This is a genomic window from Paenibacillus sp. V4I3, from assembly GCF_030817215.1.
Classification (GTDB): Bacteria; Bacillota; Bacilli; order Paenibacillales; family NBRC-103111; genus Paenibacillus_E.
The window spans coordinates 5,228,871-5,242,643 of sequence record NZ_JAUSZA010000001.1 but is presented as its reverse complement, the minus strand read 5'-3'; the positions used below and the strand labels follow the sequence as shown (position 1 = coordinate 5,242,643).

At 44.2% G+C, this 13,773-nt stretch carries 15 protein-coding genes and 1 riboswitch; of the genes, 12 read left to right on the top strand and 3 right to left on the bottom strand.

Annotation, left to right across the window (positions count from 1 at the left end):
• Positions 1 to 13 precede the first annotated feature (13 nt).
• From QFZ77_RS24180 to ymzB, 6 genes are all read left to right on the top strand, one after another.
• Complete coding sequence (locus QFZ77_RS24180) at positions 14 to 652, top strand: ThuA domain-containing protein (RefSeq protein ID WP_307443266.1); 639 nt, start codon at positions 14 to 16, stop codon at positions 650 to 652.
• Positions 653 to 701: 49 nt separating this feature from the next.
• On the top strand, positions 702 to 1,892 hold the full coding sequence (locus QFZ77_RS24175; protein WP_307443265.1) for an alanyl-tRNA editing protein: 1,191 nt from the start codon (positions 702 to 704) through the stop codon (positions 1,890 to 1,892).
• Between the two features lie 170 nt (positions 1,893 to 2,062).
• A riboswitch (cyclic di-GMP riboswitch) is annotated at positions 2,063 to 2,143 on the top strand.
• Positions 2,144 to 2,259: 116 nt separating this feature from the next.
• Positions 2,260 to 2,343, top strand: coding sequence for a putative holin-like toxin (locus QFZ77_RS37985; protein WP_367618672.1), 84 nt, complete (start codon positions 2,260 to 2,262; stop codon positions 2,341 to 2,343).
• A 245-nt stretch (positions 2,344 to 2,588) separates the two neighbouring features.
• Positions 2,589 to 3,557 carry a S8 family peptidase gene (locus QFZ77_RS24170; protein ID WP_307443264.1) on the top strand — a complete coding sequence of 323 codons (969 nt, stop codon included), beginning with the start codon at positions 2,589 to 2,591 and terminating at the stop codon, positions 3,555 to 3,557.
• A gap of 84 nt (positions 3,558 to 3,641) precedes the next feature.
• Complete coding sequence (locus QFZ77_RS24165) at positions 3,642 to 3,806, top strand: YozQ family protein (RefSeq protein ID WP_307443262.1); 165 nt, start codon at positions 3,642 to 3,644, stop codon at positions 3,804 to 3,806.
• 61 nt (positions 3,807 to 3,867) lie between these two features.
• Complete coding sequence (gene ymzB / locus QFZ77_RS24160) at positions 3,868 to 4,224, top strand: protein YmzB (protein WP_307443261.1); 357 nt, start codon at positions 3,868 to 3,870, stop codon at positions 4,222 to 4,224.
• A 64-nt stretch (positions 4,225 to 4,288) separates the two neighbouring features.
• Here the strand turns inward: ymzB and QFZ77_RS24155 are convergent, their stop codons facing one another.
• Entirely contained in the window at positions 4,289 to 4,855 is a 567-nt protein-coding gene (locus QFZ77_RS24155; protein ID WP_307443259.1) for a CGNR zinc finger domain-containing protein, read from the bottom strand.
• Between the two features lie 156 nt (positions 4,856 to 5,011).
• Here QFZ77_RS24155 and QFZ77_RS24150 point away from each other — a divergent pair, with 156 nt between their 5' ends.
• Complete coding sequence (locus QFZ77_RS24150) at positions 5,012 to 5,509, top strand: DinB family protein (protein ID WP_307443258.1); 498 nt, start codon at positions 5,012 to 5,014, stop codon at positions 5,507 to 5,509.
• A gap of 130 nt (positions 5,510 to 5,639) precedes the next feature.
• Here QFZ77_RS24150 and QFZ77_RS24145 read toward each other — a convergent pair whose 3' ends face one another.
• The gene (locus QFZ77_RS24145; protein ID WP_307443256.1) at positions 5,640 to 6,896 is read right to left on the bottom strand and encodes a sensor histidine kinase; all 1,257 of its coding nucleotides are present in this window, start codon (positions 6,894 to 6,896) and stop codon (positions 5,640 to 5,642) included.
• 226 nt (positions 6,897 to 7,122) lie between these two features.
• On the opposite strand from QFZ77_RS24145, the gene QFZ77_RS24140 reads away from it, so the two are divergent.
• From QFZ77_RS24140 to QFZ77_RS37980, 4 genes are read left to right on the top strand one after another with little or no spacing between them, the layout of a single operon-like run.
• Positions 7,123 to 8,835, top strand: a complete 1,713-nt coding sequence (locus QFZ77_RS24140; RefSeq protein WP_373462767.1) for a spore germination protein — start codon at positions 7,123 to 7,125, stop codon at positions 8,833 to 8,835.
• Positions 8,783 to 9,904, top strand: a complete 1,122-nt coding sequence (locus QFZ77_RS24135) for a GerAB/ArcD/ProY family transporter (RefSeq protein ID WP_307443255.1) — start codon at positions 8,783 to 8,785, stop codon at positions 9,902 to 9,904. The genes QFZ77_RS24140 and QFZ77_RS24135 overlap by 53 nt, the downstream gene beginning before the upstream one ends.
• Positions 9,876 to 11,099, top strand: coding sequence for a Ger(x)C family spore germination protein (locus QFZ77_RS24130; protein ID WP_307443254.1), 1,224 nt, complete (start codon positions 9,876 to 9,878; stop codon positions 11,097 to 11,099). Before QFZ77_RS24135 ends, QFZ77_RS24130 begins: the two co-directional genes overlap by 29 nt.
• Positions 11,100 to 11,132: 33 nt before the next feature.
• The gene (locus QFZ77_RS37980) at positions 11,133 to 11,366 is read left to right on the top strand and encodes a CLC_0170 family protein (protein WP_373462649.1); all 234 of its coding nucleotides are present in this window, start codon (positions 11,133 to 11,135) and stop codon (positions 11,364 to 11,366) included.
• Positions 11,367 to 11,458: 92 nt separating this feature from the next.
• Here the strand turns inward: QFZ77_RS37980 and fabF are convergent, their stop codons facing one another.
• Entirely contained in the window at positions 11,459 to 12,694 is a 1,236-nt protein-coding gene (gene fabF / locus QFZ77_RS24125; RefSeq protein WP_307443252.1) for a beta-ketoacyl-ACP synthase II, read from the bottom strand.
• Positions 12,695 to 12,811: 117 nt separating this feature from the next.
• Here fabF and QFZ77_RS24120 point away from each other — a divergent pair, with 117 nt between their 5' ends.
• On the top strand, positions 12,812 to 13,666 hold the full coding sequence (locus QFZ77_RS24120) for a helix-turn-helix transcriptional regulator (protein ID WP_307443251.1): 855 nt from the start codon (positions 12,812 to 12,814) through the stop codon (positions 13,664 to 13,666).
• Positions 13,667 to 13,773: the final 107 nt, after the last annotated feature.

Sequence of the window (13,773 nt, the reverse complement as noted above, 5' to 3'; positions counted from 1 at the left end):
GGGAGAAGAGCGCATGAGTGATAAAACGAATGTACTTTTGGTTGGTGACGACACAGATGTTCCATGGCATCCATTGGAACCCGCCAAGCATCAGCTTAGGGGGATTCTTGGCGAAGAATTTCTGATTACGAGTACGGAGGACTACAACTATTTCACGGAATTGGATCGAAAACAATTCCAACTTTGCATATCCTATACGGATTGCTGGAACCGAGATCTGTCACCGGAACAAACTTCTGGTCTAATTCAATTTGTGGCGGGTGGAGGCGGGTTGCTTGTGATCCATAATGGCATTTCGGTTCAACGTAGCTACGAGCTGATCCAGATGATCGGTGCAAAGTTTACAGGCCACCCGCCGTACCAGTCTCTGGATTATTACGGATCCGTGGAGAATCATCCATTGCTCGACGGTGTCGAGGACTTCAGCATGGAGGAAGAGCCGTATATGTTCGATTTTGATCCTTTCACCAAGAAAACCGTTTTTCTAGAGTATGAATTTGATGGAAACAGGTATCCAGCAGCCTGGGAGCAAGCTTATGGTCTTGGGAAAGTGATCTATTTACAACCCGGTCATCATGCTCCATCATTTAAACCGGAAGCTTACAGGCGTCTAATACTCAACAGCGCACGTTGGTTAAGTGCTAGTAACTAAATGATTAATTTCTCTTTTGTAACAGCCAGCAAGAAGAAAGGAAATCGTCATGTCCATAAAACTATATTACAATTCCGCTTATATTACCGAATGGCAAACAGACATACACCAAACGCTCGAAAGAGAAGATGGGTATTATGTCATCCTGGAGGAGACAGCTTTTTATCCACATGGGGGCGGACAGCCCTGCGATTATGGGCATATTAACGGAATTCCTGTGCTTGATGTGATCAATGAAGAAGATGAAGTGCTGCACAAACTAGCACGACTTCCCGATGTGAGTAAGGTGACTTGCCAGATCGATTGGAATAGAAGATTTGACCATATGCAGCAGCATAGTGGGCAGCATCTGCTCTCTGCGGTATGCCGCGACCTTTATCAGGCCATGACGGTAAGCTTTCATTTGGGTAACGATTATGCCACCATCGACGTGGAGCAGCCTGAACTGACATTGAACCAGCTTGCTTCAATTGAGAACGAAGTCAACCGGCAAATTTACCTGAACAACAGCATTGTTAGTTATTTTATTACCGAAGAAGAAGTAGCTCATCTACAGCTAGTTAAACAGCCCAAAGTGACGGATCATATTCGAATTGTCGAGATAAAAGGTGTAGAATACAACGCTTGCGGTGGGACACATGTCGCATCAACGGGCGAAATTGGCATGATCAAGCTTCTGAAAGCAGAAAAGCAAAAGGGAAACACTCGGATTTACTTCTTGTGCGGATACCGTGCCCTGAAGGAGTTTAATGAAAGCCAGCGGATTTTGGGTGTCTTGTCATCCAAATTCAACACCGGTAAAGACGAGATTATCGACCGGATTGAGAAGTGGGAAAATGAACAGAAGCAGCTTCAGGCTGAACTGGTTTCTCTCAAAGAGAAAAACAATGCTTATGTAGCGCAGGAGCTGTTATCAAGCCGCGAAGGCAACTTGATAGCAAGTGTGTTTGAAGACAAGACGCTTAAAGATTTGCAAAGTCTGGCGGTGAAGCTAGCTTCAGAAAGTGATACTCCCGTATTGCTCGCTACTGCTGCGGAGAACAAAGTTATTCTTGCAAACAACAGTAGTTCTCCACTTTCGTGCGGTGCTTTCTTCAAAGAATATGTAGGAAAATACAATGGGAAAGGCGGAGGTAGCGATATAATTGCACAGGCGGGATTCCAGACGTGGGAGGAAGCCTTTTCTTTCTATGAGTTCACAAGACAGCATGTTACTGAGAATTTAATGGCGGAGATGTAGAATACATTGCTTTCGAACTAGTTGAATGACGATTTTCTATGTTCCGGTGTATTTCTTGATTAAGTTCGACAAATTTGTTGTATGCACTTACAATACATAATGTGTCTAACTCCCTATATTCTTATATAATAATTAGGCATATAATAGATTTACAGTATATAGAAGTCTACCCACGATAATGGCAAAACCGTTTAAAGGCGGTGACGCAAAGCTAGAGGGGCTAAGGGAAACTATGCCAGCCAGCTGTCAAATGAGGGTAGGCTTTTTCTGTCCAAAATGACTCTTTACAGATACTTTTGTTAGATACTAGGCCACCCGGATCTCCCTTTCGTCAGGAAGGAGGAGGGTAAAGGTGAAACCAGATGAAATGATAAAGTTGATTCTACAATTTGGGAGTTTCCTCTTGGCATTGTTAACTTTTATAGCGTTAATTATTGTTAGAATACACTAAAAAACCTACCCCTTCGCCGCTAAACGATCAGGTAGGTGTGTATGAACCATTAGCCCCAGGAGGTCCCAAAAGCCAATGTATCTAAAAAACAGGAGTGTTGGTAGCACTCTTGTTTTTTTTAGCAAATTACAACGATATGTTAAAATGTTCTCCCAAATAATAGCATAGAGATAACCCGTCGATCAACATCAAATTTGAATGAATCAAAGCTTTATTATTTTAATAATAATTAGGAGGAAATTAAAATGGAGCGACAAATGCGTGTGATTCCGTTTCAAGTTCTTGAGAAGATTGAACAGGTCAATGAAATTCCAACCGGGGTGGAAATGATTCAGGCCCCAAAAATCTGGGATCAAACCAAAGGGAAGGGGATTACGGTTGCCATACTGGATACCGGCTGTGATATCACCCATCCTGACTTAAAAGAACGAATAATCGGCGGAATTAATTTTACGAAGGATGATGGAGGCAAGACGGATGTATACAAGGATTACAATGGTCATGGAACGCATGTTGCGGGAACTATCGCTGCGACAAAAAACAATAATGGCGTTGTAGGTGTAGCTCCTGAGGCTAATTTGCTTATTATTAAGGTTCTTGATAAAAATGGTTCTGGTCAATACGAATGGATAATTAATGGCATTAACTATGCGATCGAACAAAAAGCGGATATTATCTCCATGTCTCTTGGCGGCCCAGAAAATCTTCCTGCGTTACACGAAGCGATTCAAAAAGCCGTAGCCTCCAACATTCTTGTGATTTGTGCGGCAGGTAATGAAGGCGATGGGGTTGATTCAACAGACGAATTTGACTATCCAGGTTGTTATAACGAAGTCATTAGCGTAGGTGCAATTGACTTGGAGAGACGCTCTTCCAATTTTTCAAATTCAAACAATGAAGTCGATTTAGTGGGCCCTGGAGAGAAAATTTTATCAACCTATTTAAACGGAGCCTATGCTACATTAAGCGGAACTTCTATGGCAACTCCACATGTCGCCGGAGCAATGGCGTTAATCAAAGTACTTGTGAATGCAAGCTTCGAGCGAAATCTCACAGAGCGTGAGCTGTATGCTCAATTAATAAAGCGAACCGTACCCTTAGGGAATTCTCCAAAACTTGAAGGCAATGGGCTTGTCTATTTAAATGTAATGGACGAGCTATCCGAAGTATTTAATCCCAAATTCGTCGCTAAATTACTGAGCAGAAATACTTAAATAAGATATGCAAATATTAGAGAATAAGAACAGTCTGTAAGTACAAACTATATTGGATATAGCAGGCAAATGGAGGTGAGTGCAGTGGAAAATGATAAGGATTCTCGTGACAAAAAATTAGAAGGCAACATAGTTACGCATGAACAGCTTTCGGATGTGTATGCAGCGGGGACGAGCGACGGTATACACCAGCTTGCAGAGGGGAAGGTCAAAATAACGGACGAGCCTTTTGATTCTGGTCAAAAATAACAAGAAGCCTTGACCGCTTGCCGGTTAAGGCTTCTAAATCATAAAAGTAGGGGAGAACACTATGGAGGAAATAACAGTACAAGAAGTTTGCAACTGGTTGGAAGGCCAAATAGGCAATAGCTTGACGATTCAAAAGAAGGAACAGCAAGATATGGATCAGATTGAATTTACACTAGATAACGTTGGTTTAATGGGAAGCTCTGAAACCTTTGACAGCTATATACTGCCACAGACGATTGTACTACGTGGTAATGGAAGCATTGAAACGGTGGAGGGTCAAATGCAAAAGCTTCCCGAAGATGTTTATGAAATACCTTTTATCGGTATCATTCAAGGGATTCAAAATGAAAATGGGCTGATGCTTCAAACTGAGCGTGCCTATTACTCCATTTCCCAGTTAAATCCTCAAGACACATAACTATCTTCATTGTTTCCTGTACCTACAACAATCATTTAACTTCCTCACAAAAAAACAGTTGTCGTTAGTGCTCATGCTTGGGCAAGTCGGCAGCTGCTTTTTGTCGTGCGCGGAATCGGCGTACTTTCATTAAATTACCGCACAGCTTGTCATCACAGTATCTTTTGGAGCGGTTGCGAGTATCATCATAATAAACCCATAAGCAGTTCGGATTATCGCAAATGCGTATCCGAGATGGTTCTCCCTCAGCGATCAATTGTGCCATAGATGATACAATCTCAGCCTGAATATGGGACCACTGCTGACCGATTGCATACAAATTTAATTGATAACGTTCACTGTTTTTTGTAAGTTGACGAATAACGGCCCCATCAGCCATGACTTTGTTGAGGGCTTCTATATCATCCTCACTAGGTGAGGAATTGGCTACGAAATCCGTCACTATCCGATGGAGAAGCGTTCTTAATTGTTTCAGGGCATTTAATTCGTTAGGAGAGGGATGATGATTAACGGAAAGTTGGTGCTTCATAATCCATTGATCCAACCATTCCGGTTTTTCTAGACGATCATCGATTGCTCCGTCTCCTCGCCAATCATGATGTAAGCTATTCAGGAAATCGTCCCAAAGCATAGAAGGTAAACCCCGTTCTTTTTTTAAAACATTGTAACACCTTAACATCGATTTTACTAGTTACTTGACCTCCATAATATTCCATGGTAAATTACTCGTGTAACTCGTTAATCTTGTTTAGATAGTTACATATGCGTAATCTAAGGAGGATATGAAATGAATAAAGTCGAGCTGTTGCTTCACGGATGGGATAGCTGCTATGAGAAGGAAGACTGGTATCCGCCACTTACTGATGCGTTAAAAGAACTGTCCGCAGAGCAAGCCAATTGGCGGCCTGAGGGTGAACATGTCAACACGATCTGGGAAAATATCCATCATCTGATTTTTTATAAAGAACGATTATTGAAAAGAATGACGGGGGAAGAATCCGATTATCCTGAGGAACTGACTAATGATGATACATTTGCAGTGGGGGCAACAACAAATGGGGATTGGCAAGAAACCTTGGATCGTCTGCAATCCGTTCATCAGGGAATTCGTGATCGGATCGCAAGCTGGGAAGAGGAAGAATTCGAACACATTTTCCCCAATCGATCTCAATCCGTTGGCCGATGGGTGAATAGCCTCATCATGCATGACGCATATCACACGGGACAGATCATGTTCATTCGCAAACTGCAGGGGTCTTGGCCATCTCGTCGTTCTTTTGACTAATGGGGTTGCGACTAACTCTTAAGTTGAGTAAATTGATCGCGTAGAGGAAGCCATATTTTAGAATGAAAAAAAGACACCCCGGGGTGTCTTTTTTCATATTTATCTCGAACTTTAAATCTAAAGAGATTAATCAGTTGGTTAAAGGTAACGAGATAACGAATTCTGTTCCTTTACCTAATGTGCTTTGAACATGGACTGAACCGTTCATCGAACGGATTAATTGATAAGAAAATGTTAGTCCTACTCCTGTACCATTGCTTTTAGTTGAAAAATAAATGGTACCAAGCCGCTCAAGCTGCTCGCTGCTCATGCCGACCCCGTTATCATGTATGGTTATCTTTGCATAGAGTTGGGATTCGGGGGCCATACGAATGACGACTTTTCCTCTTGAGATATAAGAGCAAGCCTCAACGGCATTTTTAATGAAATTAATGAGTAGTTGTTTGATTTCGTTTGGATTCGCAGATATATAAAGTTCTTGCCCCTGATTGTGTACTTCTAATGCGACGTTATTCATGTTAGCGTATGGTGTCATGATATCTATAATGGAGTTCAACTGCGGCACAAGATCCATTTGTTCATAATTAGGAGTACTAGGTTTAGCTATGGATAGATATTCGGAAAGAATAACTTCCGTCCGCTTCATCTCTTCAACACAAATATCAATATAATAGTTGGTCTTCTCTTTAGAGATAGAATCATTACGAATTAATTTCAAGAATCCCATTACGGCTGTAAGTGGATTGCGCACTTCATGGGCAAGGGAGGCGGCAACATGAGCGATGGTTTCAACTTTTTCGTTTTGAAGATATTTCTGGAAGAGCTGCTTATCCGAAACAGCCTTATTGAAAAGGGAAATCAACAACCAAATACCCAAGGAATTTTGAATGGGCATAGCTAGGATATTAAACGTCAAGTTCTCGACTACATATTTATGTTCAGTTACTAACATTACACAAATAGGTATAACGGAAAAGCTTAACCCAGCTAGGAAAGTTATTAGGTTTCGGTACTCGGAGCGTCGACGATATAAGATGGATAACAGGACAGACAAGTTGAATGTAATCACTAGAATAATCATCGCTGAAAATAGTCCTTGTCCGCCAATTAGTATTCGGTACATTACAAACTCAACAAGCAATATAAGTCCAGTAGTCATGCCGCCGTACACCAGTCCGAAAAACATGATCACGTAACGAATGTCAAAAATAATTCCGTTCTGCACGCTAGAATAAAAGGTCATGGACATAAATAGACAAATCATACACGTAATATTGATAAACCGTTTTGAATAGTTAGCGGTTTTATCACGATAGTAGATGTTATATAGAACAAAGGGAGTTAAGGCGAACAGTAATTGCAGCAAAACTTCTTTGATATAGAGCATAGGGCTCCCCCTCGCCAGTTCTGAAATAATTTACTATACAGTTATTCGATGTATCTGTGGAAACTTCCTCTTTGGGGTTACGGTAGGAAAGGCTCATCAGGACAGATTACCTATTCTCATGTATATTATTGGGGAAATGGATAAAAATACGGAGAAGGAAATGAAAGGGAATCAGGAAGAATAGAACATCTTGGGACTGTTTTCAGGAGGCGGTGTTAGCGTGGCTATGTGGCAATGGTATAAACGAAGGTCTAGAAAAGTATCACAAAGCCAGCAACCTCGCATGATTCCGCCAAAGGAGCCGCCTGCCCATCAGGTTTTGGAAGAAAATAAAGAAGGGAAAATCACTCCACTTCTCGAAGAAACGATTTCATTCGTTGATAAGATACTTGGTGAAAATGACGATTTTGTTATGCATCGGTTTCGTATATTTGATCAGTACCCGGCGGTGCTTTTGTATTTCTCAGACTTAATTGAAAAGCAGTATTTGAATGAGCATATTTTAAAACCGCTGATGATATCGTCGACTAGCAAGCAAGGGAAAGCGAAGGTAAGCCGGCCCTTAAAGGATGTATTATTTGGAGATACGCTGTATGCCTGTGAAGGAAGAACAGAAAAGCATTTATCTGAGGTTATCCAAGCCATTGTACAAGGAGAAACAGTTCTTGTAGTGGACGGGTTGGAGGAAGCGCTGCTATTCAGTACACGAAATGTGGATAAGCGCTCGATTACTCAACCTGAAACGGAGCAGGTCATCCGCGGAGCACGAGAAGGATTCATCGAAATGTTAGGTACGAACCTTTCGCTGCTTCGCTACCGCCTCCCGACACCGGATCTACGGGTAAAAACGATTCGGATAGGGCGTGTAACCAAATCTAAAGTAGCGATCTGTTACTTGGATGGGATTGTCAATCCCCAACTTGTTGAAGAGGTGTTTAGACGATTAGCGTTGATAGACATTGATGGGATTCTTGATGTTGGATACTTGGAACAGTTTATTGAAGATAACCACCTATCCCCGTTCCCGCAGATTCAAAATACGGAACGCCCGGATAAGGCTGTCGCCAATCTACTGGAGGGCAGAGTTATCCTGCTGGTCGACGGTTCCCCCTTTGCCCTCATATTGCCGACCGTGTTCAGTCAGTTTTACCAAACCGTCGAAGATTACTCGGAACGATTTCTACTGGTCAGCTTTATTCGGCTAGCGCGACTGGTAGCTCTTATTTTCTCCTTGATTTTCCCCTCGTTATATGTTGCCTTGATTTCTTTTAATCCGGAGCTCATACCAACAGAGTTTGCCGTGGCCGTTGCGGGTGGGAGAGCCGGAGTGCCTTTTCCATCTCTAATTGAAGTTCTAGTCATGGAGGTTTCCATGGAGGTGCTTAGGGAAGCGACTCTACGGCTGCCGCAGCAGGTTGGGGGAGCGCTATCAATTGTCGGAGTACTAGTCGTCGGACAGGCCGCGGTTGCTGCTGGATTCATCAGTCCAATTACGGTCGTAATCATCGCTTTAACAACGATTGGTTCCTTTGCCACACCGGCTTATAACGCGGCTTTGGCGTTAAGGATGCTGCGCTTTCCGCTTGTGATTTTGGCTGGTATGTTTGGCTTGTACGGCGTGATGATCGGGCTTATCCTGATCGCCAACCATATGCTCTCCTTAAAATCGTTCGGGGTGCCTTACTTAAGTCCGATTGTCCCTGGAAATTTCCAAGGGATGAAGGATACATTGGCTCGGCTGCCACTCTGGTCCATGCCAAAGAGACCGGCACTCTTGCATACGCCGAATGATACCCGTCTGGGAATGAAAACGAAGGAAATGAAGCATCCACCAAGCAATACCTTAGATCCATTGAAAGTAGGGAATATAAGGAGGGACATAAAAGATGGAGTATCCTCGCCAAGTAACGATGATTCAAGCGGCGATCATTCTGATTAGTACGATTATCGGGGTAGGTGTATTAGCACTCTCGCTTTTTGCTGTCAGAGCTGCCGATTCGGGGGCGCCACTCGTAACCTTTATAGGTATCTTAATCGGCTCTCTGGGGCTTTGGCTAGTTACTGTACTCGGCATGCGCTTTCCCACTCAAACAATTATTGAATACAGTGAAGTTTTGATCGGTAAATGGACGGCTCGGGTTTTCAGCGTCTTGATTATCGTTTTCTTTTCCGTACTTACAGCGCTGGCTTCGCGCGAATTCGGTGAAGTCGTAGTGACTTCCGTTTTAACGAAAACGCCGCTGGAAGTGACTGTTATTGTGATGCTGTTGTTAGCTGCGGTTTCTTCGCGTGCTGATATGACAACCTTCACCTATTTCCATCATTTTTATTTCCCGCTAATTGTGTTCCCACTTGTATTGATCGTCGTTCTATCACTAAAAAATGCGCAAGTGGTCAATTTATTGCCAATATGGGGGAATGAACCGAGTGGCATGTCAAAAGGAATCCTTACCATGGCTGCCTTGTTTCAAGGATCTTTCGTCATGACCATCGTCATTCCTGCGATGCGTAGGCCGGAAAGAGCGATGTTGGCAAGCTTAGTCGGCATGTTAATTTCGGGGGGGCTCTACTTACTCATCGTAGTTGCTACGGTTGGCGTATTCGGAGCAGAGGAAATTAAAAATTTAGTTTGGCCTACCTTGGAATTAGCCAAAACCACATCACTGCCCGCCAACATCTTGGAGAGGTTGGATGGCGCCTTTCTTGCCGTTTGGGTCACAGCTGTATTTACCACATTGTTGTCGACCTATTACTTGGCCATTCACTTTTTAAGCCAACTGTTACATTTGCGCGATCACAAGTTGTTTTCATTTTTTCTCATTCCTTTCATCTATGTCATTGCCATGTTTCCCCAAAACTTGCTTCAGATGTATGGCATTATTCAAATTGTTGGTCGTTGGGGACTGGTCATCACGGTCTTCTATCCATTGGTTCTACTGGTCGTAGCCCTCATTCGCAAGAAAAAGAAGGGGAGTCGGGGTGATCAACGTGTGGCGAAAACGGATTAACCGGGGTCTTGTTTTTCTACTACTTTTACCAATGCTTACGGGATGCTGGGATCGTTTAGAAATCGAAGATCGAGCCGTTGTTTTAGCCATTGCCATCGATGAGGCCAAACCGCAAGAAGCGAATGAAAGCAGCAATGCAACACAAATCCTTAAAAATCCTAAGTTGAATAAAGGATTAATACGTATCACTGTACAAATTGCCGTTCCGGGACGCATTCCCTTGGGGACGGGAGGTACTGGAGGCGGTCCAGCGGGGCAGAAACCAGTCTGGGTGCTGACTAGCGTTGGGAGTACCATCTACGATTCCTTGATGAATCTGCAGCAGCAATTGGCGGATCGTTTGTTTTTTGGTCATTTGCGTGTAATCGTAGTGTCAGAAGCGATGGCAAGGAAGGGGATCGAAAATGAGAAAGATTTCTTCCGTCGTCAGCCCCAGGTAAGAAGAACAGTCTGGATGGTTGTGTCCAAAGGGAAAGCTTCTGATATCATGAGAGCCACGCCTCAATTAGAGCGTGTTCCCACCTTATATCTAGTGGCTACTCTAGATCGTGCCAAGGAAATGGGGAAGCTTCCCAATAATTTCCTAGGCGTATTCTATAGTGCTAGTTCTGCTAAAGGACAGGAAGGGTCTCTCCCTTATCTGGATTTGAAGAAAGAATCTAACATTGAAATCGCCGGATTGGCTTATTTTAAAGGTGATAAAATGGAGGGAATCACTACGCCACTGCAAATCGGTCACTTTATGGCAATGAAGCAAATCAATCCTGGAGGATACAGCGTTATCTCACAGATACCTGGATCAGAAACCTCTGCCATATTTCAATCTACCCATCGTAAAGCGAAAATTACTACGGAGATCAAAAACGGTAAAATTCATGCCACAGTTGTGAGTCAAATAGAAGGAGATTTACGGGAGAAATCGGATGAAAATTTGACTTTAACGAAGGAAACGATTAAAAAATTAGAGCAAACCATAGAAAAGGACGGGAAAATAGGTTTCGAAAAATTAATTCATCAGACCCAAAAGGACGGTTGCGACATCTTCGGTTTCGGGGAAGACGTGCGTGCTTTCCATCCTTCCTATTGGAATAGAGAAATTAAAACTAAGCAGAAGTGGGAAGAAATGTATCGTGAAATGTCCGTTGACGTAAGTCTACGTATAAATATTCGACGAATTGGTACGAAAACCAAATAATCCGTTAAAGCTTGGTTCCATGCTAGGAGTTTTATGACCGCGGCTCGGGTGAGAAGGGGTTCGACAATGATTACCTTTAATTATTACACGGTTTTGTTGTTACTAATTTCTGGGATCCTCATTTTATGTTTCGATGTTAGAATCTATGTGAAGGCTAATATGATCAAAGAAAAAAAAGGTGCCCTTATTACAGGGTGGCTCAGTATAGCCCTCGCTTTCATTTCATTTTGCAGCTACTATATTTATGAGAGATGGTTCTGGAATTAGACGCCTGAATCAGTCATGGAATAAACCTAATCCATTTAGCTATGCTGAACGGATTAGGTTTATTTTGTATGAGAGTAGATGGAAGAGATTATTTATTCATGTTTTTTGAAAATGAGGACGGCGTTATGCCCACCAAATCCGAATGAACTGGACAAGCCATAACGAAGTTCAGCTCGTCTTGCAACGATTGGAACATAATCGAGATCGCACTGAGGATCTGGATTTTCTAGATTAATTGTCGGAGGGATGAGGCCGTCCTGCAAGGTTTTGATCAGCGCGACGGCTTCTACACCGCCAGCTGCGCCGAGCATATGGCCGAGCATGGACTTGTTTGCGCTGATTGGTACGTCATACGCACCGCGACCAAGCAGCCGCTTGATGGCGAGCGTCTCTGAGAGATCGCCAGCGATCGTGCTCGTCGCGTGTGCATTGATCGTGTCGATCTCCGCCGCGGCGATCCCGGCGTCGGCGATCGCTTCGCGCATGGCTCGGTAAGCCCCCGAGCCTTCAGGATCGGTCGCCACAATATGGTAGGCGTCCGAGGTTGATCCATAGCCGACAAGCTCGGCATGGATCCGCGCCCCCCGACGCTCGGCATGCTCGAGCGACTCCAGCACGAGCACGCCGGCGCCTTCGGCGGCGACGAAGCCGTCCCGCTCCGCGTCGAACGGGCGGCTTGCCTGCTCCGGCGCGTCACAGCGCGTCGAGAGCGCTGTCGCATTGCCGAAGCCCGCCAGCGCGAGGTCGGTGACCGTCGCTTCGGCGCCACCGGCAATGACGGCGTCGGCGCCTCCGCGCTGGATGAGCTTAAAAGCTTCGCCAATGGCGTTATTGCCCGTGGCACATGCGGTCACTGGAGCTAGCGATGGGCCCTTGGCACCGAACAAGATACTGACCTGTGCCGCCGCCATATTGGCGATCATCATGGGGACAACGGTCGGACTCACGCGGCTTGGTCCGCGGGTCAGTAACGTACGATAATTGTCCAGAATCGTCTGAATACCGCCAATACCAGAGCCAATATAGACGCCGATACGTTCCTCATTCGTGGAATCAATGACTAATGCTGCATCATCAAGAGCCTGTTTGGCCGCGGCAACGGCAAATAGGCAGTATCGATCCATCCGGCGTACATCTCGCCGACCAACAGCTGCTTCTGCATCGAAATTCCGAACCACACCAGCAAAGTTGGTTTTATAATCGGTTACATCCATATGATCTATTTTGGTAATACCTGATTTTCCATCCGTAAGATTCCCCCAGAACGTATCCACCTGATTCCCAATGGGTGTAATGACACCCATCCCTGTCACAACTACACGCTTCATTTGTTATTCCTCCTAATCGATTACTTACCATTAGATTGTCACACTCCTTATCCTATTACAAGTTACGGTTTATACTGGTATAATAGCTTCTATGATAAATGCGTAGGAGGATTTGGCATGGATACAAAGGAACGGTTACAGGCGCTGTCAGAGTTTTTAACTACTCATCGTGCTAGAATCCAACCCAGTGAAGCTGGGGTGCTTGGCGGGAGTCGTAGACGAACACCTGGCTTACGCAGAGAAGAAGTGGCGTCAATTGCTGGTGTCAGCACGACCTGGTATACCTGGCTAGAGCAGGGAAGAGATATTAAAATGTCCGTGCAAGTACTGGACCGTATCGCATTAGCTTTGCAGCTTAATGAGGATGAACGCCAGTATCTCTTCATGCTGGCTCTCGAGCAGCCGGCACCGACCACATTTGAAGACAAGATACCAACAATCAGCCCAGCGTTAAGTAGAATCCTGACAGAACTTCACGATTGCCCCACGATTATTTCAGATCGCCGATGTAATATTGTTGGATGGAATCAAGCTGCCGCAGCTATATTCCTAGATTTTGCGATTATCCCTGTAGAGCAAAGAAATATGATATGGCTGCTTTTTACACGTAAAGAATTGAAGGCTCTGGCTGTAAACTGGCATGATTTCGTAAAGGGATTCTTGGCGATGTTTCGATCTTATTATGGGCAATATGTGGGAGATAACTGGTACAGTGAGTTTATCGAGCAGATCAGTGAGCAGAGCCAGGATTTTAGGGCTTTTTGGAACCAAGGTGATGTGAGTTCAGCGCCAGAAGTATTCATTGAATTCAGGCATGCCAAAGTAGGAAAGATGCTGTTCGATTTGACAACACTTCAAGTGCAAGGCCGTACCGATTTAAGATGCAGTGTGTATACACCTTCTCCCGGTTCGGATACCGATTCGAAAGTCAGACTTTTGATGAGCAAATTAGAAGATCAGGACCATGACTAATGTGTTGTAACAAGGAGCGCCGGCATTGAGAAGGCCGTAGAGAAGCTATCGGTGGGTCTGCGTCTAAAGTAAGAATGTTGTGATCAGGTGCTGCTATTTCGTTATTT